Origin of the sequence: Massilia mucilaginosa, assembly GCF_011682145.1 — a bacterium.
GTDB lineage: Bacteria > Pseudomonadota > Gammaproteobacteria > Burkholderiales > Burkholderiaceae_D > Telluria_A > Telluria_A mucilaginosa.
The window spans coordinates 17,693-41,203 of sequence record NZ_WHJH01000009.1; the positions used below are offsets into that span (position 1 = coordinate 17,693).

The 23,511-nt window shown below is 64.8% G+C and carries 23 protein-coding genes; 11 read left to right on the forward strand and 12 right to left on the reverse strand.

The window, feature by feature from the left end; genetic code table 11:
• Positions 1-16: 16 nt before the first annotated feature.
• Positions 17-775: a 3-hydroxyacyl-CoA dehydrogenase gene (locus F2P45_RS10350; protein WP_166873852.1), complete on the reverse strand. Its 759-nt coding sequence runs from the start codon at positions 773-775 to the stop codon at positions 17-19.
• A 98-nt stretch (positions 776-873) separates the two neighbouring features.
• Positions 874-1,308, reverse strand: coding sequence for a hypothetical protein (locus tag F2P45_RS10355; RefSeq protein ID WP_166873855.1), 435 nt, complete (start codon positions 1,306-1,308; stop codon positions 874-876).
• A 206-nt stretch (positions 1,309-1,514) separates the two neighbouring features.
• Between F2P45_RS10355 and F2P45_RS10360 the strand changes: the two genes are divergently transcribed.
• From F2P45_RS10360 to F2P45_RS10395, 8 genes are read left to right on the forward strand one after another with little or no spacing between them, the layout of a single operon-like run.
• On the forward strand, positions 1,515-1,808 hold the full coding sequence (locus F2P45_RS10360) for a hypothetical protein (RefSeq protein WP_166873858.1): 294 nt from the start codon (positions 1,515-1,517) through the stop codon (positions 1,806-1,808).
• A 40-nt stretch (positions 1,809-1,848) separates the two neighbouring features.
• The gene (locus F2P45_RS10365; RefSeq protein ID WP_166873860.1) at positions 1,849-4,095 is read left to right on the forward strand and encodes a hypothetical protein; all 2,247 of its coding nucleotides are present in this window, start codon (positions 1,849-1,851) and stop codon (positions 4,093-4,095) included.
• A gap of 1 nt (position 4,096) precedes the next feature.
• Positions 4,097-4,471: a hypothetical protein gene (locus F2P45_RS10370; protein ID WP_166873863.1), complete on the forward strand. Its 375-nt coding sequence runs from the start codon at positions 4,097-4,099 to the stop codon at positions 4,469-4,471.
• A gap of 2 nt (positions 4,472-4,473) precedes the next feature.
• Positions 4,474-5,568 carry a hypothetical protein gene (locus tag F2P45_RS10375; RefSeq protein WP_166873866.1) on the forward strand — a complete coding sequence of 365 codons (1,095 nt, stop codon included), beginning with the start codon at positions 4,474-4,476 and terminating at the stop codon, positions 5,566-5,568.
• Positions 5,565-6,257: a DUF1266 domain-containing protein gene (locus F2P45_RS10380; RefSeq protein ID WP_166873869.1), complete on the forward strand. Its 693-nt coding sequence runs from the start codon at positions 5,565-5,567 to the stop codon at positions 6,255-6,257. Before F2P45_RS10375 ends, F2P45_RS10380 begins: the two co-directional genes overlap by 4 nt.
• Entirely contained in the window at positions 6,254-7,243 is a 990-nt protein-coding gene (locus F2P45_RS10385) for a tetratricopeptide repeat protein (protein ID WP_166873872.1), read from the forward strand. Before F2P45_RS10380 ends, F2P45_RS10385 begins: the two co-directional genes overlap by 4 nt.
• Positions 7,244-7,253: 10 nt before the next feature.
• Positions 7,254-8,813 carry a hypothetical protein gene (locus F2P45_RS10390; protein WP_166873875.1) on the forward strand — a complete coding sequence of 520 codons (1,560 nt, stop codon included), beginning with the start codon at positions 7,254-7,256 and terminating at the stop codon, positions 8,811-8,813.
• A 51-nt stretch (positions 8,814-8,864) separates the two neighbouring features.
• A complete protein-coding gene (locus F2P45_RS10395) occupies positions 8,865-10,163 on the forward strand; it encodes an acetyl-CoA hydrolase/transferase family protein (protein ID WP_166873877.1) in 1,299 nt (432 codons plus the stop codon).
• A gap of 13 nt (positions 10,164-10,176) precedes the next feature.
• Here F2P45_RS10395 and F2P45_RS36125 read toward each other — a convergent pair whose 3' ends face one another.
• The 10 genes from F2P45_RS36125 to F2P45_RS10445 form a co-directional block, all read right to left on the reverse strand.
• Complete coding sequence (locus F2P45_RS36125) at positions 10,177-10,905, reverse strand: PEP-CTERM sorting domain-containing protein (RefSeq protein ID WP_229505014.1); 729 nt, start codon at positions 10,903-10,905, stop codon at positions 10,177-10,179.
• Entirely contained in the window at positions 10,905-11,687 is a 783-nt protein-coding gene (locus tag F2P45_RS35450) for a hypothetical protein (RefSeq protein WP_187367160.1), read from the reverse strand. Before F2P45_RS35450 ends, F2P45_RS36125 begins: the two co-directional genes overlap by 1 nt.
• A 231-nt stretch (positions 11,688-11,918) precedes the next feature.
• Positions 11,919-13,274, reverse strand: coding sequence for a hypothetical protein (locus F2P45_RS10410; protein WP_166873880.1), 1,356 nt, complete (start codon positions 13,272-13,274; stop codon positions 11,919-11,921).
• Between the two features lie 117 nt (positions 13,275-13,391).
• Positions 13,392-15,536, reverse strand: a complete 2,145-nt coding sequence (locus tag F2P45_RS10415) for a sodium-translocating pyrophosphatase (RefSeq protein WP_229505015.1) — start codon at positions 15,534-15,536, stop codon at positions 13,392-13,394.
• Between the two features lie 239 nt (positions 15,537-15,775).
• Complete coding sequence (adk, locus tag F2P45_RS10420; protein WP_166873883.1) at positions 15,776-16,432, reverse strand: adenylate kinase; 657 nt, start codon at positions 16,430-16,432, stop codon at positions 15,776-15,778.
• A gap of 187 nt (positions 16,433-16,619) precedes the next feature.
• Positions 16,620-17,372, reverse strand: a complete 753-nt coding sequence (gene kdsB / locus F2P45_RS10425; RefSeq protein ID WP_166873886.1) for a 3-deoxy-manno-octulosonate cytidylyltransferase — start codon at positions 17,370-17,372, stop codon at positions 16,620-16,622.
• Positions 17,373-17,375: 3 nt separating this feature from the next.
• Positions 17,376-17,546, reverse strand: a complete 171-nt coding sequence (locus F2P45_RS10430; protein WP_099881687.1) for a Trm112 family protein — start codon at positions 17,544-17,546, stop codon at positions 17,376-17,378.
• Positions 17,527-18,561, reverse strand: a complete 1,035-nt coding sequence (lpxK, locus tag F2P45_RS10435; RefSeq protein WP_166873889.1) for a tetraacyldisaccharide 4'-kinase — start codon at positions 18,559-18,561, stop codon at positions 17,527-17,529. The genes F2P45_RS10430 and lpxK overlap by 20 nt, the downstream gene beginning before the upstream one ends.
• A 53-nt stretch (positions 18,562-18,614) precedes the next feature.
• Positions 18,615-19,058 (reverse strand): ExbD/TolR family protein, encoded by a 444-nt coding sequence (locus tag F2P45_RS10440; RefSeq protein WP_166874242.1) that lies wholly within the window; start codon positions 19,056-19,058, stop codon positions 18,615-18,617.
• Positions 19,058-19,663: a MotA/TolQ/ExbB proton channel family protein gene (locus F2P45_RS10445; RefSeq protein WP_166873892.1), complete on the reverse strand. Its 606-nt coding sequence runs from the start codon at positions 19,661-19,663 to the stop codon at positions 19,058-19,060. Before F2P45_RS10445 ends, F2P45_RS10440 begins: the two co-directional genes overlap by 1 nt.
• Before the next feature lie 1,006 nt (positions 19,664-20,669).
• On the opposite strand from F2P45_RS10445, the gene xseA reads away from it, so the two are divergent.
• From xseA to F2P45_RS10460, 3 genes are all read left to right on the forward strand, one after another.
• Positions 20,670-22,043: an exodeoxyribonuclease VII large subunit gene (gene xseA / locus F2P45_RS10450; protein WP_166873894.1), complete on the forward strand. Its 1,374-nt coding sequence runs from the start codon at positions 20,670-20,672 to the stop codon at positions 22,041-22,043.
• A gap of 134 nt (positions 22,044-22,177) precedes the next feature.
• Positions 22,178-22,756 (forward strand): superoxide dismutase [Fe], encoded by a 579-nt coding sequence (gene sodB, locus F2P45_RS10455; protein ID WP_166873897.1) that lies wholly within the window; start codon positions 22,178-22,180, stop codon positions 22,754-22,756.
• A 104-nt stretch (positions 22,757-22,860) separates the two neighbouring features.
• Complete coding sequence (locus F2P45_RS10460; RefSeq protein WP_166873901.1) at positions 22,861-23,409, forward strand: DUF4303 domain-containing protein; 549 nt, start codon at positions 22,861-22,863, stop codon at positions 23,407-23,409.
• Positions 23,410-23,511: the final 102 nt, after the last annotated feature.

A 23,511-nucleotide genomic window follows, 5' to 3' on the forward strand; every position in this document is an offset into this window, starting at 1 on the left:
TCGTACAGTAAATGACTTACTTGGGTTGCATGCGGATCGCCCCGTCAAGACGGATGGTTTCGCCATTGAGCATGGTGTTTTCGATGATCGCACGGGCCAGGTGCGCGTATTCGGCGGGACGGCCGAGACGCTGCGGGAAAGGTACCATGTTGCCGAGGGCGCCGCGCACTTCTTCCGGCATCCCCATCAGCATCGGGGTTTCGAAAATGCCCGGGGCGATGGTCATCACGCGCACGCCGCTGCGGGCCAGGTCGCGCGCCATCGGCAGGGTCATGCCGGCCACCGCCGCCTTGGACGAGCCGTACGCCGCCTGGCCGATCTGGCCGTCGAAGGCCGCGACCGAGGCGGTATTGATGATGATGCCGCGTTCGCCCGAATCCATCGCTTCGGTCTTGCCCATGGCGTCAGCGGCCAGGCGCGCCATATTGAAGGTGCCGACCAGGTTGATGTTGACGGTGCGCTGGAACACTTCCAGCGGATGCGGGCCGTCCTTGCCCACGGTCTTGACCGCGGGCGCGACGCCGGCGCAGTTGACCAGGCCACGCAGGGTGCCCATGGCGAGCGCGGCGGCGACGACGGCCTGGCCGTCGGCCTCGGAAGTGACGTCGCACTTGACGAACTTGCCCTTCAGTTCAGCAGCCAGCGCTTCGCCCGCCTCGACCTGCACGTCGGCCAGCACCACTTTGCCGCCCGCTTCGGTGATCATGCGCGCCGTCGCCGCGCCCAAGCCCGATGCGCCGCCCGTGATGATGAATACATTGTCCTGAATTTGCATGGTGTCCTCTTTCTCTTATCGGTTCTTTTGACGTTTACGTAAACGTCAATTAACCGGATTGTAGCGAACTTTTCCAGGAAAACACCAGTCGCGCCGCATTAAAAGCACTGAATTACACCGCCGTTGTTGGTGCATGAGCGCCCTTGCGGGCCGATCACACTGTTGCCGGCCGCGCCGTTGTAGCGGGTGCCGTTGACGTCGGTGCAGCCGCCGGCGTCGCAGCGGCTGATCACGGCCGGCGGCGGCGCGATCGGCGCCGGGACGGCCATGGATGGCGCCGGCTGCGGGCTCACCGGCAGCGCCGGCTGCGCGCTCAGGCGCGGGCCGTAGGCGGGCATGCCGTCGACGATCTGCTGCACGGCGCGGCGTTTGGGCGGCGGTTTTTTGGGCGGCACGGGCTTGGCCGGTTCGGGCCTGGCCCGGGCATGTTTGGCTGGCGCGTCAGGCGCGGCCGGCACACCATCCTTGTGCGCCACCGCGTCGCCTGCGGCCAGGGACGCCGCCAGCAACACGGCAATTTTCAGCATGATCATGATGTCACCTCGCATGAGGTTGATTGATACGGCCAGCCTACCATTTTTGACAGGATCATGCCGCCAGCGGGACCTACCGATCTGGATGAAATAGAATCATCTATTTACATATATACAAGTTTAATTGTAGACTAAAGGCAACTTCGCACCTGTGCAACGGCCTGGCCATCCACTACCGCCAGATCAAGGCCGACCCTGCAACCATCTTGTCGCTGCATCGCAAGGGCCTCGCCGCCAGCGCATTCACCGAGCATTATCAGGGCGTGGTGAACTGCCACCGCGACAGCCGCGACTACCCGGCCCTGATCGACAGCGGCGTCCGCTGGCGCGCAGCGCGCGGCGATCCTGGAACGCATCGGCGAATGCGAGGACCTGCGGCGCGCAGTCAAGCCCTGGTGGAAAATCTGGTCATGGCGGCACGCCGGCGCGCCCGGAAAAACAGCGCCTATGTACATCAAAGCAATCTTTCCTATTGCTCAAAAGTGTTATTAAGACGATAATTGACAGTTCATTTTTGAGCGCACAACCAGCATCCCACCCATGAATATTTTAAGCGCCAGCCAGCTCGACGCCTACCTCGACCAGACCGAAGCCGCCCTCGAACAGCAGATCGAGGCCGAGCTCGACCCCGAATTGATCGGGGCCGGCCTGAAAACCGCGCTGGAAAGCCAGCACTTCCATGCCGACACCATGAACGGCGTGCACCGCCTGTTCCGCCTGTGGATGAACGCGGTCGACCCGGCGGCCGCGCTACGCCTGCTCGACGGCGACGGCCGCGCGGCGCTGGCCGCTCTGCCGGATGCCGAACGGGATGCATGGGAGGTCAGCGTGGCCCTCTGGCGCGTAGAAGCGCGCATCGCGCAGGGCGATGCCGGCGCCATGCAGGCCGCCTTCGACGCCGCGCTGGCGCTGCTGGTGTCGTTACCGGACTGCCTCGCTTACAACCGGGCCTGGGCGTATCTGGACGAAGAGAGCGCGCTGAACGCGGCGCACGGCGCCACGCGCCGCTGCGCCGAAGCGCGCAACGCCTTGCAGCGCGCCGACCCTGAGCGCGCAGCGTACCGCGCCTGGGACGATGCGCATCTGGCGATCCGCCAGGCGCAAAGCTTCGCGATGGAGGGCGACGCGGCGCTGGCGCGACAGGCGGGCGAACGCGCCATCGGCATCCTGGCCGGGGCGGCGGCGGACCAGGATCTCGACCACAACGACTGGCTGCGCGCCGGCCATGCGCTGGCGTGGGTCATGCCCGACGCGATCGACGGCATCGCGGCGCAGGTGCGCGCGCACATCCCGGCGACCACCGTGTTTTTCGCGCGCCGCGATATCGATGTGCGCATCGCCCGCCTCGAGGCACGCGCCCTGCACCAGCAAGGCGCGCTCGACCAGGCGCTGGAAAAACTGGCCCTGGGCCGTGTCGCCCTGCTCGCCGACGACGGCGACCACGTCGGCGTGCAAATGCTCGACTGGCTGCTGGAAGCGGGACGGCACGACGCGGCGGCGCGCCTGGCCTTCGAATCGGTCTTGCACGAACGCCAGGTGTCGGCGCCGCATGCGGCCGGCGCGGCGATGCGCGCCGCCGCCGACGGCACGACGCACCAGCCATACTGGCATCTGGCGCTGGCCTGCGCCGCCATGGCCGACGCCACCGCCGAGGTGCGCGGCAACGAAGACGAGGCCAGCTTCATCGGCCGCCATCTGGCGCTGGCGCGCGCCCAGGGCGGCGCGCACCCGGCCGCCGACGCGGTCGAAGCACTGTGGCTGATCGCATCGGCGCAAGACTACCAGCGCGCCTTGCCATTGCTGGAATCCGCGGCGCGCGACCCGTCGCTGATGCAATCGCAAGTCGTCTTCAAGCTGATCGTGGCGCGCATGCGCGTGCACGGCCCCGAGGCGGCGCTGGCCATGCCATTCATGCCGGCGTCGAACGGCCTGTCCTGCTACAACGTCGCCGTGCGGCTCGCATCCCAACTCGACGAAGTGCTGCCCAAGGACATGGCGGCGCCGGAAGAACCGGTCAAGGCGCTCTCCGCGCGCTACTACGAGACCGGCCTGGCCTGCTTCGAAGCGTTTGTCGCCAGCGGCAGGGGCCATCCGGGCGACGGCGACGCACACTCCTACTCGATGCTGTGCAATAACCTGGCCATCTACTACCGCTACGACAAATCCGATGCCGCCGCCGCGCTGGCCCTGCACCACAAAGGCATCGTCTCGAGCCCGTTCTCGGAACACTATCAGGGCGTGCTGAATTGCCACCGGAAGCTAGGCAACGACAGCGCCGTGGTCGACAGCGCCGAGCAGCTGTGGCACTTCTCGGCGGACCACGGCTACAGCCGGCACGATCCGGCCAACTACATCGACGATACCGCCGCCGCCCTGCACCGCCTCGGACGCGACACCGACATCGCCATCTGGCTGCAGCGCCTGGACGACTGGTGGACCAGCGTCGACGACGGCGAGCGCGCGCAGTACCGGAGCCGCTACACGCGCGCGCTGGTATCGGTGCTGTACTACATGGCGCAGACGCAGCCGGACGACGCCAGCCTGCGCCTGGAAAGCGTGCTGCCGTCGGTGCCGGAGGCCGGTTCTCCCTATACCAGCCGCATCGCGGCCGACGCGCTGTGCAAACTGGGCCAGTTCGAACGCGCGCAAGCGATGTACCGGGATGGCCTGCGCTATATCGAGTCGGGCGACGCCTGGCATGAGTCGCAGCGCACGGCGATCCTCGCGAACCTCGAGGATTGCAAGCGCCTGCAGCGCGAGGCCAAGCCGTGGTGGAAGCTCTGGTAGCATGAATAGCGCACCCGTTATCGTCAGCGGCAGCCGGCTCGACGCCTGGCTCGACCAGGCCGAAGCCGCCTTCCAGCAGCGGATCGAGGCCGGCATCGACAGGGAGCTGATCGCCGCCTCCCTGAAAACGTCGCTGGAAAGCCAGCACTTCCATGCCGACACCATGGAGGGCGTACGCCGCCTGTCGCGCCGCATGGCCGCCGGCACCTTGCTCAGCGCAGGCCAGGTCGAACGCGCGCAAGCGATGTACGAGGATGGACTGCGTTACGTCAAGCCGGGCCAGCCCTGGCATGCGTTGCAGCACAAGGCGATCCGCGAGGGCCTGGAAGAATGCCAGCGCCTGCGGGACGTGGCCCCGCTGTGGCGGAAGCGCTGACAATGGCGGCAATCCAGTCCGGCAAAAGCGCTTACGGCGCGCGCGACGTGGTCAATGCCCCGGCGCTCAAGGACGCCATCGTCCGCCGCAGCGCGCAGCGCGGCGACGCGCCCGACGTGGCCGAGTGGCTGGCCAACCACTTCTTCCGCTACGCGGTCGGCAACCTGGACGCGCCCGAACCGGCGCTGGTGCGCATTGCGTCGAGCGAGCAGGCGCGCGCCCTGTTCGCACCCGCCGCCGTGCCGCCATGGGTGACAGCGCGCCTGGGCAAGGACGCGGGCGGGGCCATGTGGTGGGTCGCGCCCGCCGGCCCCGAACTGCTCGCGACGGAAGCGAAGCTGGTCGAATTCTTGGGTGCGCGCCAGGGCACCGCGCTCGACGGCAAGCTACAGCGCATCAACTGCCGCCAGGCGCTGGCGCTGTGGAGCGCCGAACACGCCGCGTTCGAAGCGAAGAGCGCGGCCGGCTGGCGCGAACATCAGCCGGGGGCGGTCGCCACGCGCTGGCAGGGCGAGGCCGGCAGCGTGCTCGAACTGCTGCCATCAAGCCCGCTGCTACGCGCGGAGATGGCGTTCGAAAGCCAGGCGATGCGCCATTGCCTGGGCCAGTTCAGCGACCGGCGCGCCCTGAGCGGCGGCTACGGCGAGCATTACGCGGCGGCCTGCGAAGCGGGCCGGATGCGCCTGTTCAGCTACCGCGGCGGCAACGGCCATGCGCATATCACCATCAGCGCCCACGTGGCCGACGACGGCCGCCTGCGCTTCGACCAGATCAAGGGCAAGCTCAATCGTCCGCCGGTGGAGCGTTTTCACAGTGAGCTGCTGGCGTTTTTGCGCAGTGTCGACAGCGACGTCCACACGCCGCCGGACGCGCTCGCGATGGGCATGGTGCGCCTGCCCTCGGGCTGGGCCATGGTGGACGATGCCAGCGGGGAGGCCGACCAGCTGTTCGTGGCCCGGCACTTCCCCGCCCTGTTCGCGCGCCTGCAAGCGCCGTCGGTGCTGGCCCAGTGGATCGCCGCCGCGCGCGCGCCCGAGCAGTTGCAGGGTCTCGCGCTGGATCCGGGTGTGGCGCACGCGGTAAGGAGCGCGCAATGATCACGCTGGCCATCATCGGCGTGTTCGGGTGGATGATCTACGCCGGAGTCGAACGTCTGCTCAAAAGCCGTCCGCCCAAAAAACCCGGCAGCGCCAAGCTGCGCTACAAGTTCGACGCGCGCCAGAACCGCGCGCTGGCGCTGGCACACCCGGTTGCGCAGGCACGCGACTTGGCCGCCTTCGCCAATCCCAAAGCGCCGGGGCTCACGCCGCAACAGGCGCAAGCCCTGCGCGCCAGCCTGCTGCATATCCTCGGCCTGCGCGCCAACATCGACGACGACGCCATCCGCGCCGCACTGCCCGACCTGTTGCGGCGGCAGTGGTTCCGCATCGACCTTGAGCGCCTGCGCCCCGAGGACGATGCGCGCGCGGCGATGGCGTTCGCCTCGGCGCGGGTGGCCTTTGCGGTGCGCAGCGCGACCTTGCTCGGCTGGCTCGATCCAGCGCTGCAATGGGAGGTGCTGTACCAGAACGCGCAGCGCGCCAGCGATTGCTTCGGCAGTTGGCGCGAGTTCGGCGCGGCGCTCGCGCGCGGGCGCCAGCAATGGATCGCCGGCGCGCGCGCCGACAGCCTTGGCGTGGCTTTCGACGAGGCCAGGCTCGCGCAGTGGCTGGGCACCCGCGGCCACCCGTGGCGCAGCATGGCGTGGCACGGCCAGGTATTGTTCGCGGCGCCGGCCACGCCATGAACATCCGTTACAACCCGATGAAATGCACCGGCTGCGCGCAGGAGTTTGCGTTTCCGGCGATAGCGCGCTCGTACACCGATTTGCCGGATGCGGGCGGATGCGGCGGCGCTCATTTCAGCCAGATGCTGCTGCTGCCGGTGTGGTGCCATGCATGCGAGGGTGCGTCATGGGTCGAGCGCATTCCCGGCGTTCGCGAGTTCGATACGGCCGCCGGCTTACGGCGCATGCCCGGACGCATCGCCTGCGAGGGCATCGTTGACGACCTGCTGGAGATCGAGGAGGCCGATTTTCGCTGGCTGTACGACCATCTGCGGCATCGCAAGGCGCCCCCCAAATGCCTGGTGTGCGCCAGCACCCGCTTTACCGCGATCGACGCCGGGCAGCGCGAAACGTCCATTGTGCACGAGGCATGCTGGAACAGCCCGATCGAGTTTTGCGGCTTCTCGATCGGCAGCGGTGGGGTGCGTGCCGGAAGGCGCTCCTACGCAGGTTTGTTCCACGATGCCGAGGGTAATGTCGTATGGGCTGAACTATGTATGCACGATCTTTTCACGGGCCGGCTTCACGCGATGTTGCACGCCAGGCGCCAGGATCCCGATCACGCCGCGCTTGCTGCCCTCATTGGCCTGATCACCAATTGGGCCACTGACGAAGCGCTGGCGATGCTGGCGCCGCTGGTTGCGGCGAACAGCCCCGCCGCCTTGGGGCTGCTGGGCGCGCTGCATTACGTGGGTGACGGCGTAGCGCACAGCGGCCTTGAGGCGGCAGCCTTGCTGGAAAAAGCCAAATCCCTCGGCGACGCCTGCGCGGCGCACAACCTGGCGTCCCTGTACGCCACCGGTGCGCCAGGCGTCGCCCAGGACATTCCGCGCGCACGCCAGTTGTTCGGCGAAGCCCGCGCCATGGGCGGCCAGTACGAGTGCGACGACTTCTATGCGCAAGACGACTTTAGCGTGGCGAACCGCACCTTTTATCATCCAAGCTGATTCCGACACCATGACCAGTCATCCCGATGCGAGCAGCGCCAGCCAGCCTGACGCTTTCCTCGACCAGACCGACGCCGCGCTCGAAGCAGCCGTCGATGCGCTCACGCGCACGCCCCGGCAGCCCGGCGTGGACGCGCGCTGGCAGCAGTTGATCGACCGAAGCGGCGACGCCGGCGCGTTTGCGCTGCAGCGCCGCTGCCTGGACGCGCAGTACGCGCTGCGCCTGGCCGACCCGGAGCGCGCCGGCTATCGCGCCTGGGACCAGGCGCAACTGGCCATCCTGCGCGGGCGCAGCCATCTGCGCGAGGGCGACAGCGGGCAGGCGCATGCCGAGGGGACCACGGCGCTGCACCGGATGCTCGATGACGGCGGCACGCTATCCTTCAACGACTGCCTGGCGCTGGCGCGCGACCTGGCGCGCCTGGTACCGGAGCGCATGGGCTTCGTGGCCGCGCATATCCGCGCGCTGCGGCCGGCCGGCATGGCGCCGGCCAACCGGCGCGATCTCGAGATCCGCATCGCGCGGCTCGAAGCGAACGCGCAGTTCCGGCTCGGCCGGCTCGATCTTGCCATCGCCCGGGCACGCGAAGGCCGCTACGGCACCTATACCGACAGCGACGACAATGCCAGCGCCGTGCTGCTCGACTGGCTGATGGAAGCCGGTCTTACCGACGACGCGGCGGCGCTGGCGTTCGAGTCGGCCTTCAACGAACGCCCTGTCTCGTCCGGGCGCGCCTGTGCGCTGGCGCGGGAGCAGCTTGATCTCGGCAGCTCGCGCAACCCGTACTGGCCGCTGACGCTGGCCTATGCCGCCGGCCCCGACACGCAGGACGGGTACCTGCAACTGGCGCGCGAACGCGCTCCCGGCCACCGCGCCATCGACGCGGCGCAAGGCCTGCGGCTGTTGTCGCAGCAGGATACCGCGCGCGCCCTGCCCTTGCTGGAAGCGGCGGTGCGCGACCCGGCGCTGGCCAATTCGGATGTGGTGCCGAAGCTCTGGCTGTGCCGCATGCGCGTGCACGGCGTGGCGCAGGCGCTGGCCATGCCCTTCATCGACTCGCCCAGCGCCGCCTGGTGCTACGGCATCGCCATGGCGCTGATGGAAGCGACGCGGCAGCAGTTGCCTGAGCACGAGAGCTGGCCGGGCGACGCCGTCGCGGCGCTGGCCACGCGCTACGACGAACAGGCGCTGGTGCTGTTCGAGCGCTTCTTCGAGACCGGCAGCGGCATGTTCCGCGATGCGCACATCCGTCTGTACGCCATCCTGTGCTGCAAGCTGGCGAACCGTTACCGGGCGCTCGACCCGTTTGATGCGCGCATCCCGGTGCTGCACGAAAAAGGACTGGCGGTGATCCCGTTCGGGGAGCAGCACGAGGGCCTGCTGCAATACCGTCTCGACGCCGCCGACAGCGCCGGCATCGTCGACGCGGCGCAGCGCCTGTGGGACTTCGCCGGCAGCCATCCCTCGCCCGATCACCGCCCGGCCGGCTATATCGGACGTGTGGTCGACGCCCTGCTCGCGCTCGGCCGCGACGGCGAGGCCGAGCGCTGGCGCGCGCGCCTGGAGTAAGCGCTTGGTCAGTTTCCTGCGGTACTATTCACGCATAAAAAGGAGACAGCCATGCAAACCCCGCACCAGCTTTACCAGCAAAAACTCACCACGCCCTTTGATGCCCTGCGCCTCGTGCGCGACGGCGACATGATCGTCGTGCCGACCGGCGTGGGCGAGCCACCCGCCCTGCTGACCGCTCTGTCAGACCAGCGCCAGCAATTCCACGACGTGAAAGTGGCGCAGATCCTGGCCATGCGCAAATTCGGCTACTTCGACCAGGACACGGCGCATCACGTGCGCCATGCCTCGCTGTTTTTCGGCGGCGCCTCGCGTGCGTCCGGCCAGGGCGGCTGGTGCGACTTCATCCCGAACTACTTTTCCGAGCTCCCGGGCCTGTTCGAACAGGGCCTCACGCCCGCCGACGTGGTCTTCGCCATGGCCTCGCCGATGAATGAACATGGCTTCTTTTCACTGAGCCTGGCGGTCGACTACACCATGGCGGCCATCGCCAAGGCGCGCGCGGTGGTCCTCGAAGTCAATCCCAACGTGCCGTTCGCGCACGGCCAGTGCCACGTGCATGTGTCGCAGGTGACGGCGCTGGTCGAAAGCTTCGATCCGATCCTGGAAGTGGGCCTGCCGAAGATTGGCGCGGTGCAGGAAGCGATCGGCAAGTACGTGGCCGACATGATCGACGACGGTTCGACCCTGCAGATCGGCTACGGCGGCATTCCGGACGCGGTGGTGATGCAGCTGACCTCCAAGCACGACCTGGGCATCCACACGGAGATGATCGGCGACGGCATCCTGACCCTGATCGAGGCGGGCGCGGTCACCAACCGCAAGAAGACCTTCATGCCGGGCAAGATGGTGGCGACCTTCGCGCTCGGCTCGCAAAAACTGTACAAGTTCCTGCACCACAATCCGATGATCGAGATGCATCCGTCGAACTTCACCAACGACCCTTACCTGGCGGCGCAAAACGACAAGCTGATGACGATCAACGCGACCTTGCAGATCGACCTGCTGGGCCAGTGCGGCTCGGAGAGCATCGCCCACCTGCCCTATTCCGGCACCGGCGGCCAGGTCGACTTCGTGCGCGCCGGGAACCGTTCGCGCGGCGGCAAGTCGTTCATCGTGCTGCCGTCGACGGCCAAGGACAACACCATCTCGCGCATCGTGTCCACGCTCACGCCGGGCACGCACGCCACCACCAGCAAGAACGACATCAATTATGTGGTGACCGAGTATGGCGTGGCGCAGTTGCGCGGCAAGTCGGCCAAGCAGCGCGCGCAGGCGCTGATCGCGATCGCCCATCCGGACTTCCGCGCGTCGCTGCGCGAGGAAGCGGACCGGATGTGCGTGCTGTAAGGGACCGGCCGGCTCAGGCAGGCCGGCGGCGGCGGCGCGCCAGGCCGATGACCGCCAGGCCGGCCAGCAGCATGGCGTAGGTTTCCGGCTCCGGCACGGCCGAGGTATAGATGGTCAGGGTCGGGTTCAGAAATTGCATCGTGGCCAGGGGGTTGATTTGCGCGCCCATACCGCCATCCGGATGCCCGGGCAGGTAGTAGGGCCAGGCAGAAACGGTCACCATATTCCACATCGACAAACTGACCTCGCCCGTCAGCGACAGCGGCGTGCTGGCCAGCACAAACGGGATCTTGCCGTGGAGCATGTCGTACTTGACGTGCGTGCTGGCGACCGTGCCGGTGGCCGGCGTGTAGGCGATCAGGTCCACTTCCATCGCGTTCTCGGTATGGCCGTCGGCAGGCTGGCCACCCGGCTCGGTGATCGCGCCGAGATCGCCGAAAGCGGTGCCGGACACCGAAAACCCGGTCATCCGGTAGCCGGGACGCAAGGTGACGGTAAAATTGCCGCCGTAGCCATCGCCGTTATCGCCGAAGGTGCTGGAGGTCTTGAGCGTTGTTGCGGCATCGGTCAGGCTGATCCGGGTAACGCCGTTGACGTCCGATGCGATGACATCGGACGCGTAGGCCCATTCATTTTGTATCGAAAAACGGGAAGCGTCGAGCTTGATCGGCCCTTGGGCAAGTACGGGAGCGCTGGCAAGCGCGAGTGCGAACAGTGCGGCATGGGGCAAGTAAAAAGTCATCAGGTTCTTTCGGTGAGCGCTACATTAACGTATTGACAAGGCCTATCATACTGGCAATCTTGCATATTGCCCAAGCTTTTGCGCAGCGCGACCGATCCCACCACACCTAGCCCCGCCACCAGCATGGCCCACGCCTCCGCTTCGGGCACCGCCATGGTGTAGATCGTGAACACCGGGTTGACGACGCGCAGGCTGGCGAAGGAATCGATGCCGGACGGATCCTGCGGCGTCTCTGACGGGTAGGCCGAGACCAGGACCATGCCTTGCAGCGACAGGTTGAAATCGGTGGTCAGGGACAAGCCTTCGCTCGACATGGTGAGCGGGACGGCGCCGTCGAGCATGTCGACGCGCTGGGTATGCTCGCCATACAGAATGCCGTACGGGCGCGAACCGGCGCTGAACTCGATATTGCCGGAGTTGTAGGCGAAGCCATTGCCGGGCGTGCCATCCGGGTTGGGCGCTACCTTGAGCGTGCCTTCGAAGGTGCCGGAAAACGACAATCCGGTGACCCGGTAGCCGCTGTGCACGGTGACTTCGAACAGGCCGCCGTAGAAATTTCCTTCCGAATAGCGCGAGGTGGTGACGAACAGGTCGCTGGCGGCGGCAACGAGGCCGATGCGGGTAACGCCATTGGCGTCCGACAGCAGCATATCGGCCGCATCGCCCCATTGGTTCACTATGGAAAAGGCGGCGGTATCGATGCGCGCCGGGGTTTGCGCACTGGCGGAAACGGCGGAAAGAGCAAGCGCTGCCAGCATGAGCAGCCGTGTCGTCATGTTCATCGTTCATCCTTCGGGTCAGTGGGAAGCGGCCTGACAACTGGCCGGGACGCATCGTCCTGGCGGAAAAGGAATGAATGAGCGTCAAGGACGACGAACAGAAATAGTACGTTGAGCTTGCAAAACAAACATCGTTTTGCCGATGATTTTTTGCAAGCGTGGCGCTAAAGCGTCGGCTTTGCGCCACCACGACAGCCAGGCCGTCCACTCGGGCGAGCGGACGGCCTGGCCGTGTTATTGCAGCACCAGCTTGAGCACGCGGCCGTTGCCGCTCACGTACAGCGCGCCGGCGGCGTCCGTCGCCAGGCCGGCCGGCTGGGTGACCCAGGCGGCGCTCTTGAAGCGGGCATCGCTGCCGTTCGGATCGGCCGCGACGGTGACCTTGCCGTCCGGCGCGATCTTGCCGATGGCATGGACAGGCCAGGTGCTCGGGCGGCCGCTGAACGGCTCGGTGGCGAAATACAGATTGCCGCCGGCGTCGAGCGCGATGGCTTTGATGAAGGCCTGGTCGGTACCCACCAGGGTGGTGGCGACGCCGTTGGCATCGACCTTGCGGATGCCCCGGTCCAGCACGTACAGATTGCCATTCTTGTCGACCGCGATGCCGGTGATGGCGGGGCTGACGGAGTGGCCGCCCGTACTTTCAAACACGATCGTCACCTTGCCATCCGGAGCAATTTTACGCACGATGGCGCGTTTGAAACAGGAGCTGCACTCCGGCTCGCCGGGACGCGTCACTTCGCTGGCGACGTACAGGTTGCCGCCAGCGTCGCTGGTCATGGCGGTATATACCGGCGGCGCGATGCCAGGACCTTCCGGGTCGCCCCGCGTGGCCCCGAGCACAAGCGGACTGATCACGTTATCGGCAGCAATCTTCAGCACGAAGATGGAGGCCGCCTCGGTGTCACTGTCGGTGACGTAGGTAATGCCGTTCGGGCCGGCCGCGATGTCGCGCGGGAACTGCAGCGCCGGGGTGGTTTTCGGGCCGGCGATCGGGGTGCTGACCACGCCGGCAGGCGTGATCTTGCGCACCGACTTGTTCTGGGTATCGACCAGCAGCAGGTTGCCAGCGCCATCGCCGGCAATCGCACCAGCCGAGAGAAAGTAAGCTTGCTTGCCGACGCCATCAAGCTGGGCGCGGCCCGGGACAATCGCGCCGCCGGCCAGCACGCGCGCGCCGATGCCTTCGACCTGCAGGGCCACGGCATCGCTGGTGACGGTGGCGGCCTGGTTACGCACGGCGACGCTGAACACGTCGCCGCTGTCGGCCAGGGTGGCCGCCGTCGTGGTGTAGGTGGCGCTGGTGGCGCCCGCAATCTCGACGCCGTTGCGCCACCATTGGTAACTCAGCGTGCCCGAGCCGCTGGCCGCCACCGAAAAGGTGGCTGGCTCGCCGGCCTGCACCGATTGCGTCTTCGGCTGGACACTGATCGCCGCCGCCGTCGCCGGCAGTGACGCGAGCATCGGGTCGGGCTGCTTGACCGGCGTCGTGCTGTCGTCGCCGCCGCCGCAGGCGCTGATGCCAGCCAGGCAAAGCAAGCCGCTGGCAAGGGCGCCGCCGCGGATGAAACGGGTTGTCAAATTTTTCATCGCTTCGTTCCTTCAGACTTGGAAATATTGGTAAAGAAGGAACATTACGATGTTTACAAATTTGAAACCAGTAATCAATTGTCACAGAAAAATTACATGTGAACACATGCCAAGCGCTCAGCGGGCGGGTGCCGCAAGCAGGGTGGCCGGCATGGCCTGAACCACCGGACCCGGCACCACCGTATTGACGGGCGGATGGGCCGGCGGCACCGTCACCGCGATCCAGCCGGTCACCGGCAGCAGCGGCACCAGCAGCAGCGCGACGATGTTGATGATCTTGATCAAAGGATTGACGGCGGGACCGGCGGTGTCCTTGTACGGGTCGCCCACGGTGTCGCCGGTGACGGCGGCCTTGTGCGCTTCCGACCCCTTGCCGCCGAAGTGGCCGTCTTCGATGTATTTCTTGGCGTTGTCCCAGGCGCCGCCGCCGGTGGTCATGGAAATGGCGACGAACAGGCCGGTGACGATGGTGCCCATCAGCAGCCCGCCCAGCGCGGCCGGCCCCAGCAGCATGCCGACCACCACCGGCACCACCACCGGCAGCAGCGAGGGCAGGATCATTTCGCGGATGGCCGAGGCGGTCAGCATGTCGACCGCCTTGTCGTATTCCGGCTTGCCGGTGCCGTCCATGATGCCCTTGATGTCGCGGAACTGGCGCCGCACCTCGACCACCACGGCGCCGGCGGCGCGCCCCACCGCTTCCATCGCCATGGCCCCGAACAGGTAGGGAATCAGGCCGCCGATGAACAGGCCGACGATCACCATCGGGTTCGACAGGTCGAACGAGACCTGCTTGCCGACCGATTCGAGGGCGTGGGTGTAGTCGGCGAACAGCACCAGCGCGGCCAGCCCGGCCGAACCGATGGCGTAACCCTTGGTGACGGCCTTGGTGGTGTTGCCGACCGCGTCCAGCGGGTCGGTAATGGCGCGCACCGATTCGGGCATGCCCGACATTTCGGCGATGCCGCCGGCGTTATCGGTAATCGGCCCGTAGGCGTCGAGCGCGACGATGATGCCGGCCATCGACAGCATGGAGGTGGCGGCAATCGCGATGCCGTACAGCTGCCCCATCTGGTAGGAGGCCAGGATTGCCGCGCACACGGCCAGCACCGGGTAGGCGGTCGATTTCATCGACACCCCGAGGCCGGCGATGATGTTGGTGCCGTGCCCGGTGGTGGAGGCTTCGGCGATGTGCTTGACCGGCTTGAAGTCGGTGCCGGTGTAGTACTCGGTGATGTAGACCATCAGGCCGGTGAGGACGATGCCGACCAGGGCGCAGCCCATCATCTTCATGCGCATGGCGTCGTCGCCCCAGACCATCCAGGTCACGCCGGCGAAGCCGATCAGCGACAGGCCGGCGGCCCACCACAGGCCGGTGTACAGTGCCGACATGATTTTCTTGCCCGGCTTGGCCTTGACCAGCGAGCAGCCGACAATCGAGCCAATGATCGACACCGCCCCCAGCAGCAGCGGATAGATCACCGCTTCGCCGCCCGGGGTGGCCATCATGAGCGCGCCCAGCAGCATGGTGGCGATCAGGGTGACGACGTAGGTTTCGAACAGGTCGGCGGCCATGCCGGCGCAGTCGCCGACGTTGTCGCCGACGTTATCGGCGATCACGGCCGGGTTGCGCGGATCGTCTTCGGGAATGCCGGCTTCGACCTTGCCGACCAGGTCGGCGCCGACGTCGGCGCCCTTGGTGAAGATGCCGCCGCCGAGGCGCGCGAAAATGGAAATGAGCGAAGCGCCGAAGGCCAGCCCGATGAGCGGCTTGATGACGTCATGCTGGGTGGCGCTGCCACCGGCCGCCTGGGCAGTGAGCATCCAGTAGAACAGGGTCACGCCGAGCAGGCCGAGGCCAACCACCAGCATGCCGGTGATCGCGCCGCCCTTGAAGGCGACGTCGAGCGCTTCGTTCATGCCTTTTGTGGCGGCCTGCGCGGTGCGCACATTGGCGCGCACCGAGACGTTCATGCCGATGAAGCCGCACGCGCCGGAGAGCACCGCGCCGATCAGGAAGCCGAGCGCGGTGTTGAGGTCGAGCAGGACGCCGATGGCGATGAGCAGCACCACGCCGACCATGGCGATGGTGCGGTACTGGCGCCCGAGATAGGCGGCGGCGCCTTCCTGGATGGCCTGGGCGATGCCCTGCATGCGGGCGTTGCCCGGGTCCTGGCGCAGAATCCAGCTGCGCGTGACCAATCCGTAAACCACGGCAATGACGCCGCACACAACTGCAAAGACAAGAAATCTTGCTGTCATATCGTCCCCTCGCTTTTTTATCAAGTAACACAACAACACATTCGAAAGACCGCTCCAACCACATGTGTGAAAGAGATGGGCCAACCTTACTGCGTACTGCAAAACCTTGAGTACAAAAAAATCCGGGAACGCCGGCCGCGGAGCGCGGCCAGGCAGGACAAACCATGGGTGCTTCGACGGCCGCAGGGCGCGGCCATCAAAAAAGCGGACCGAAGTCCGCTCTTGTGTTCTCGCTACATTTATTCCGACAGTGCCGCGAACGCCGCCTCGCGGATTTGCTCGACTGGGCCGATGCCGGAGATGCGGCGGTACTTCGGCGCGCCGGGCAAGCCCGATTGCGCCCACTGGTTGTAGTAGCCCAGCAGCACTTCGGTCTGGTTATGGTAGACCGACAGGCGCTGCTTGACGATTTCTTCCTTGTCGTCGTCGCGCTGGATCAGCGGCTCGCCGGTGAGATCGTCCACGTTGTCCACTTTTGGCGGATTGTTCGTGATGTGGTACACGCGCCCCGAACCCGGATGGGAACGGCGCCCGCTCATGCGCTCGACGATGAATTCGTCTGGCACGTTAATTTCGAGTACGTAATCGACATTGATGCCGGCGTCCTTCATGGCGTCGGCCTGCGCGATGGTGCGCGGGAAGCCGTCGAACAGGTAACCGTTCTGGCAGTCGGATTCCTTGAGGCGATTCTTGACCAGGCCGATCATGATGTCATCCGACACCAAACCGCCCGCATCCATCACTTTTTTCGCCGCAATGCCCAGCTCGGTGCCGGCCTTGATCGCGGCGCGCAGCATGTCGCCGGTCGAGATTTGCGGAATATTGTATTTTTCCTTGATGAAGTTAGCTTGGGTGCCTTTGCCGGCTCCAGGAGCTCCTAACAGAATCAGACGCATGAACATTCCTAAAACAGATTTTAAAATTGGTGGCGATGCATACTTGACTACCTTGGTACGAAACTTACCACAAAAGTCGCGGAAAACGCCAATCAGAGGGCGTATTCGCCATTTTTTTGCTTGATCTGGCGCAAGCTATGCGTCGGTTACGGATGAGAACCGGCATGCATGCTGCGCCGTAGCAAAGCTAACTCGCATAATGCCGGCGCACCCGTTCAAGATCATCGGGGGTGTCGACGCCGGCCGCCGGTGCGCTGCTTGTGACATGCACGGCGATGGGGAAACCGTGCCACAGCACGCGCAACTGCTCAAGTGCTTCGACCGCTTCGAGCGGCGCCGGTTCCAGGGTCGGATAGGTTTGCAGGAAGGCATTCGTGTACGCGTACAGGCCGATATGGCGCAGCGCAACATAGGCCGCCGGCAGACTGTCCTTCGACTGCGCAAAGCCGTCGCGGTGCCACGGAATGGTGGCACGCGAAAAATACATGGCGCGGCCAAGCTTGTCGAGCACCACCTTGACCACGTTCGGATTGAAGGCGTCGGCGGCCTCGTGCAGCGGATGGGCGCAGGTGGCCATCGGCACCTCAGGCCCGACCAGGGCCGCGCTGGCGGCCAGCAGGGCCGGGTCGATCAGCGGCTCGTCGCCCTGCAGGTTGACCACCACCGCGTCCGGCGCCAGGTTCAGGGTGCGCGCCACTTCGGCGATGCGGTCGGTGCCGGACGGATGGTCGGCTGAGGTCATGCACACCTCCACCCCGTGCGCGCGGCAGGCGGCGGCGATGGCCTCATGGTCGGTGGCCACGATAATGCGCGCGGCACCCGAGGCGGCCGCGCGTTCGGCCACGCGCACCACCATCGGTTTGCCGCCCAGGTCGGCCAGCGGTTTGTCCGGCAGCCGGGTCGACGCCATGCGCGCCGGGATGATGACGATGAAACCCATCGCTTACAGCGCTTCGATCTTGCGCGCCTGGTCGGCCCACATGATCGGAATGCCGTCGCGGATCGGAAACGCCAGGCGGTCGCCGCGGCAGATCAGTTCCTGGGCCTTTTTGTCCAGTTCGAGCGGGCCCTTGCATACGGGGCAGACCAGGATATCAAGCAGTCGAGCATCCACGACATTTCTCCACAATTTGTTGGGCCAGCACGCTATCAAGCTGCGCCGTCACCGGTACGACCCACAGTCTCGGGTCGTTTTTGAGATTTTCAATTTGCGCACATTTTACTGCATCCTTCTCGGTGATCAGGATGATGTCCGCGTCGACAGCGGCAAAAGGCAGGTCGAGGAAATCGTGATGGTCCGGAAGCGGCAGTTCGACGAGCTCCAGGCCGGCGCCGCGCAACAAGGTGAAGAAGCGCTGCGGATTGCCGATGCCGCAGGCGGCGACGATGCGCCGGCCGCGCAGGCTTGAGAGCGGCACGCGCTCGCCCGGACGCGCCAGCGGTTCGGCGAACTCGCCGGCCAGCTGCATGCGGAACGGCGCGCCGCCGACCGCCTGGCGCAAGGCCGGCGTCAGTTCGGGCGCGTTGACGATGGTGAAGTCGCGCCGGCGCGAGGGCGCTTCGCGCAGGGGGCCGGCCGGCAGCAGCCAGCCGTTGCCGGCACCGCGTCCGTCGAACAGCATGATTTCGATATCTCGCTGCAAGGCGTAGTGCTGCAAGCCGTCGTCGGTGAGGATCACGTCGACCTGCGGGTGAGCGGCCAGCAAGGCGCGTCCGGCGGCGCCACGGTCGCGCCCCACCACCACCGGGCAGCCGGTGCGGCGCGCGATCAGCAGCGGCTCGTCGCCGACCTCGCGCGCGGGGGCGTCGGGCGTGACCTGGCGCGCAGCGCTGTCGCTGCCGCCGTGCCCGCGCGAGATGATGCCGGGATTGAAACCGGCCGCGCGCAAAGCCTCGGCCAGCCAGATCGTGAGCGGCGTCTTGCCGGTGCCGCCGATAAAAATATTGCCGACCACGATAACCGGCACCGGCAGCCGGGTCGACTTCAGAAGCCCGGCCCGGAACAGCAGCGCACGCAGGCCGCTGAGGGCGCGAAACAGCAGGGAGAGCGGCCACAGCGCGCACGCAAGCGCGCCGCGCCGCAGCCAGGCGCGCGTGAGGGTCGTTTCGAGGGAGGAGGAGGAGGACACGAGGTGGCAGGCAGGGGGCGGCAGGCGAATCGCTTCGCCTGCGCTGTGTGAGCTTACTTCTTCTCGCCGGTCTGGGCGGCGAAGGTCAGCTTGTCGTAGCCTGCCATGCGCGCCGCTTCCATCACGTTGATGACCATCTGGTGCATCGCGAACTGGTCGGCGTTGATGACCACGACCGGGCTCTTGTCGCCGCTGGCCGCCGCCTGGCCGGCTGTGGCAGCCGCTTTCAGGTCGGACGCCAGGTTGGCCACGTTGGAAAACGAGACCGGCTGGTTGTTGATCGTGTAGTTACCCTTGGCATCGACCGTGACGTTCAGTTCGAACGGCTTTTCCAGCGCCTTTTCGGCGTCGGCGGTCGGCAAGGTAATCTTCAACTCGGTAAACTTGCTGTAGGTGGTCGTGACCATCAGGAAAATCAGCACCACCAGCAGCACATCGATGAAGGGGATCAGGTTGATCTCTGGATCTTCACGTTTCTGGCCGCGGCGAAAATTCATCATTTGCGGGCACCGTGCACGATGTCGACGAATTTGACTGCCTGCATTTCCATGTCGATGATGAAGCTGTCGACCAGGGCGCGGAAGTGGCGATAGGCAATCAGGGCCGGCATGGCAATGGCGATACCGAAGGCGGTGTTGTAGAGCGCGACCGAAATACCGTGAGCCAGCTGGGCCGGATTGGCGCCGGTCGAGTTGGTCGAGCCGAAAATCTCGATCATGCCGATCACCGTGCCGAACAGACCCATCAGCGGGGCCAGCGAAGCGATGGTACCAAGCGTGGTCAGGAAGCGTTCCAGCACGTGGGCCACGCCGCGGCCGGCTTCTTCGATCGATTCTTTCATCACCTCGCGCGGCGCATCGACATTGCGCAGGGCGGCGGCAAGCACGACGCCGAGCGGGGAGTTCTTTTCCAGCGAGTCGACCACGTCCTTGGTGATTTTGCCGTTGTGATAGACGCGCACCACTTCATCGAGCAATTGCGGTGGCAGGATTTTGGCGCGGCGCAGATAAATAATGCGCTCGACGATCAAGGCCAAGGCCACCAGGGAGGCGATCAGCAATGGTATGACAGGCAAACCTGCAGCTTGAAGAATGGGCAGCAAAACAAACTCCTGAGTGAATGATAATTCTTGATAAGAACGAACCCCGGCAATGTAACGTGTTGCCCGTCACTCGGCAAGTCCACTTCTGCACACCTTCTGTGGATAAGATTGTGCGCAAGCAGGCCCAAGCGTCCTGATGTCCTTGATTTTAAAGGTAAAGTTTGCCATGCGTAAAAACTAAGCATGTGGAAAATTAAAAATTGCATCGATGTTCTGAACAAAAACTGTGGATAAGATTGTTAGCAATACCGGGGGTGGGTAGTCAAGTGCCTGATTCGAAAGGGAAAAAGATTCAAGCGTAAAAACAAGGCAGGCTGGGACTACAATCTTCTGCACATCTTTTGTGGATAAGATTGTGAGCAAAGCCGCCGTTTTCGCACTAACTCTTTGCTTTCATTGAAGAAAATGACTGTGCACAATAATGATGCAAGCGGGGATAAAGCCCGTTGCGGGCGCCCAAAACGGGCTTGCGGGTGCCCATTTTCGGGTTTGCGGGATGCGGTGGACAAGTCCAGGCGTTCTGCACACCTTTTGTGGACAACATTGTGAGCAAGCCGCTTAACTCGGCATTAAGTCATTGATTTCAAATAGTAAAACGGTCGTGCTTAAATTGCAGGCAGGGTCGGCGCGGAGGCTGCGCGCCGGACAAACCCGGCAGTTCTGCACAGCTTCTGTGGACAAGATTGTGTGCAATGTCGTTTGCAAGCGCGCAAGTACTTGATTACAAAAGGATTACAACCCGGTGCGCAAGTTTGAGGCAGGCCGCTTTCTGTCGGTACGGCAAAACTTCCACACAATTTCTGTGGATAACTTTGTGAGCAACTCCCGCCGGGATCGTCAAAGTGCTTGATTTAACAGGCTTTTCGGGCATTGCACTGAAAACCGGCAGCTCGGCTTTTTCTTTTAAAATCATCGACTTAGAAAAAACTCTTGTTGTTTTTGGCGAAATGTGACATAAGCATGACCGCCTCAACCTTCTGTGGACAGTTATTCCGGAACTCTTCCCATGCAAAACGATTTCGACCAAGATCCGCCGTTTTTTGCGCCGCCGCAGGCGCCGCCGGTGCTGACCGTCACCGCGCTCAATGCCCAGGTGGCGCGCCTGCTGGAGCGCTCCTTTCCGCTGACCTGGATCAGCGGTGAAGTGTCCAATTTCACCAAGGCCAGTTCCGGCCACTGGTATTTCACGCTCAAGGACGACGCGGCCCAGGTGCGCGCGGTGATGTTCCGCGGCCGCGCCCAGTACGCCGGCTTCATCCCGCGCGAAGGCGACAAGGTCGAGGTGCGCGCCCTGGTGACCCTGTACGGCGCGCGCGGCGACTACCAGATCAATGTCGAGGCGATCCGGCGCGCCGGCGTGGGGGCGCTGTACGAAGCTTTCCTGCGCCTGAAAGACAAGCTCGGCGCGCAGGGCCTGTTCGACCAGGAGCGCAAGCGTCCCCTGCCCTTGTTCACGCGCAGCGTCGGTATCGTCACCAGCCCGCAGGCGGCGGCGCTGCGCGATATCCTGTCGGCGCTCAAGCGCCGCGCACCGCATGTGCGCATCGTGCTCTACCCGGCTCCGGTGCAGGGCCAGGGCGCGGCCGAACGGATTGCCGGTGCGATTCAGACAGCTTCGCGCCGCGCCGAGGTCGATGTGCTGCTGGTATGCCGGGGCGGCGGCTCGATCGAAGACTTGTGGAGTTTTAACGAAGAAGTGGTGGCGCACGCGATCGCCAACTGCGGCATGCCGGTCATCGCCGGGGTCGGCCACGAGACCGATTTCACCATTGCCGACTTTGCCGCCGACCTGCGCGCGGCCACCCCGACCGCCGCCGCCGAACTGGCGGCCACCCCGCGCGCGGACTGGCTCGCCTCGCTGTCGGCCGATGCCGGCGACCTGCGGCGCGCCATGCGCCACACCCTGAACGAAGCGCACCAGAGCCTGGACAACTGGCAGCGCCGCCTGCTCAGCCCGTCGGCGCGCATCGGCCATCAGCGCCTCGCACTGGTGGCGCTGTCGACCGCGATGACGCACGCGCTGCGCGCCCCGGTGCAGCGCCAGGGCTATTTGCTGGCGCAGTTGCGCGCGCGCTGGGCCAGCCATCGGCCCGATGTGCGCGCCCTGCGCAGCGAGATTTCCTCGCAGCAGCGCCGGTACGCCAGCGCCCTGGCCAACCAGCTCGGCCAGAAACGCGATGCGCTCGGCGCGCTGGCGTTTCAACTCGAACTATTGAACCCGCAGCGCACGCTCGAACGCGGCTACGCCATCGTGCGCGACGCCAAGGGCGCGGTGCTGCGTTCGCCGGCGCAAATCAAGCCGGGCCAGCCGCTCACGGTGCGCCTGGCCGAGGGCAGCGCCGAGCTCGGCGTGGCCAGCGTCCAGCCCCGGCTGGAGTGAACACCACAGGCCGCGCGGTCCGCAGGGCAAGCCGGCTTGCCGGCGCGAAGCAAATAAGCAACGAACGCGCATCCGAATTACAATAAGCACCGGTTCAGAATCATTGACGCTTTTCCAAACAAAAAGGACACATCATGGAACACACACTGCCGCCTCTGCCGTATGAAATGGACGCCCTGGCTCCCCACATTTCGAAAGAAACGCTGGAATACCACTACGGCAAGCATCATCAGACCTATGTGACCAACCTGAACAACCTGATCAAGGGTACCGAGTTCGAGAACCTGTCGCTCGAAGAGATCATCAAGACGTCCTCCGGCGGCGTGTTCAACAACGCAGCCCAGGTGTGGAACCACACCTTCTACTGGAACGGCATGAAGCCGAACGGTGGCGGCGCGCCAAGCGGCAAAGTGGCCGACGCGATCGACGCCAAATGGGGTTCGTTCGACAAATTCAAGGAAGAATTCACCAAGTCCTGCCTCGGCAACTTCGGTTCGGGCTGGACCTGGCTGGTGCAAAAAGCCGACGGCGGCGTCGACATCGTCAACACCTCGAACGCCGCCTGCCCGTTGTGCACCGGCGACAAGCCGCTGCTGACCTGCGACGTCTGGGAGCACGCCTACTACATCGACTACCGCAACGCCCGCGCCAAGTATGTCGAGTCCTTCTGGGGCCTGGTCAACTGGGACTTCGTCGCGCAAAACGCGGCCTGATTGAAGGCAGGCGCGCCCAGCGCGCGCCTGCCGCCCCTTCCGAAAAGAAGCCTCTGCGCCAGCACAGGCTTCTTTTTTTATGCCAACGATCACAAGGACTTTCCATGCAGGCACCCGACTTGCTCCCCATCGAAGACCAGCTGTTTGCCCTGTCGGTGGAATCGATCCGCCAATTCGCCGCGGAACACCAGGACGAGAGTTTCTATGGCTTCGGCATCGACTGCATGGCCGACATGGGCATGTTCCTGCTGTGCTTTAACAGCGAGGCTGCCTTTGCCGGCACCGCCAGGGAATATATCGAGCGCTTCCAGTACAGCGCGGCCCAGCTGGCGGAATTGAAAACCAATTTCGGCGACTGGAAATACCAGGATTTCAACCAGGAGCAGCCGCACTGGGATCCGGGCTGGGATACGTACCGCGAGGCGATCAGCGATTATCTGACCGATGACGATATTGATATCGACGAGGCCAACGCCTATGTTGAACAGTTAATGCGCTGCGTGTGCCGCGTTTTGGTGCGCATCGAACGATCCGGCATACTCGAACGCACCAGAATGGACCGCGGATTCACCACGGCGGTGATGGACCATGATGAAACTCTCCAAGAAGCAACAGTTCGATTAAATAGTGTCCGCGCGGAATTTAATGACTGATTGCATTTAGGACACTTCACCAGGCTTTCGTCAGGCGATCATTGAATTTGACCGCATCATCCAAGGCATTTTTCTTAAAATGACGAATGTTACCCCTGTTTA

What these genes read in the sequence shown, in the direction of transcription:
- F2P45_RS10350 (WP_166873852.1), bottom strand. Translation starts at nt 775, where the DNA reads ATGCAAATTCAGGACAATGTATTCATCATCACGGGCGGCGCATCGGGC.
- F2P45_RS10355 (WP_166873855.1), bottom strand. Translation starts at nt 1,308, where the DNA reads ATGATCATGCTGAAAATTGCCGTGTTGCTGGCGGCGTCCCTGGCCGCA.
- F2P45_RS10365 (WP_166873860.1), top strand. Translation starts at nt 1,849, where the DNA reads ATGAATATTTTAAGCGCCAGCCAGCTCGACGCCTACCTCGACCAGACC.
- F2P45_RS10370 (WP_166873863.1), top strand. Translation starts at nt 4,097, where the DNA reads ATGAATAGCGCACCCGTTATCGTCAGCGGCAGCCGGCTCGACGCCTGG.
- F2P45_RS10375 (WP_166873866.1), top strand. Translation starts at nt 4,474, where the DNA reads ATGGCGGCAATCCAGTCCGGCAAAAGCGCTTACGGCGCGCGCGACGTG.
- F2P45_RS10380 (WP_166873869.1), top strand. Translation starts at nt 5,565, where the DNA reads ATGATCACGCTGGCCATCATCGGCGTGTTCGGGTGGATGATCTACGCC.
- F2P45_RS10385 (WP_166873872.1), top strand. Translation starts at nt 6,254, where the DNA reads ATGAACATCCGTTACAACCCGATGAAATGCACCGGCTGCGCGCAGGAG.
- F2P45_RS10390 (WP_166873875.1), top strand. Translation starts at nt 7,254, where the DNA reads ATGACCAGTCATCCCGATGCGAGCAGCGCCAGCCAGCCTGACGCTTTC.
- F2P45_RS10395 (WP_166873877.1), top strand. Translation starts at nt 8,865, where the DNA reads ATGCAAACCCCGCACCAGCTTTACCAGCAAAAACTCACCACGCCCTTT.
- F2P45_RS36125 (WP_229505014.1), bottom strand. Translation starts at nt 10,905, where the DNA reads ATGACTTTTTACTTGCCCCATGCCGCACTGTTCGCACTCGCGCTTGCC.
- F2P45_RS35450 (WP_187367160.1), bottom strand. Translation starts at nt 11,687, where the DNA reads ATGAACATGACGACACGGCTGCTCATGCTGGCAGCGCTTGCTCTTTCC.
- F2P45_RS10410 (WP_166873880.1), bottom strand. Translation starts at nt 13,274, where the DNA reads ATGAAAAATTTGACAACCCGTTTCATCCGCGGCGGCGCCCTTGCCAGC.
- F2P45_RS10415 (WP_229505015.1), bottom strand. Translation starts at nt 15,536, where the DNA reads ATGACAGCAAGATTTCTTGTCTTTGCAGTTGTGTGCGGCGTCATTGCC.
- adk (WP_166873883.1), bottom strand. Translation starts at nt 16,432, where the DNA reads ATGCGTCTGATTCTGTTAGGAGCTCCTGGAGCCGGCAAAGGCACCCAA.
- kdsB (WP_166873886.1), bottom strand. Translation starts at nt 17,372, where the DNA reads ATGGGTTTCATCGTCATCATCCCGGCGCGCATGGCGTCGACCCGGCTG.
- F2P45_RS10440 (WP_166874242.1), bottom strand. Translation starts at nt 19,058, where the DNA reads ATGAATTTTCGCCGCGGCCAGAAACGTGAAGATCCAGAGATCAACCTG.
- xseA (WP_166873894.1), top strand. Translation starts at nt 20,670, where the DNA reads ATGCAAAACGATTTCGACCAAGATCCGCCGTTTTTTGCGCCGCCGCAG.
- sodB (WP_166873897.1), top strand. Translation starts at nt 22,178, where the DNA reads ATGGAACACACACTGCCGCCTCTGCCGTATGAAATGGACGCCCTGGCT.
- F2P45_RS10460 (WP_166873901.1), top strand. Translation starts at nt 22,861, where the DNA reads ATGCAGGCACCCGACTTGCTCCCCATCGAAGACCAGCTGTTTGCCCTG.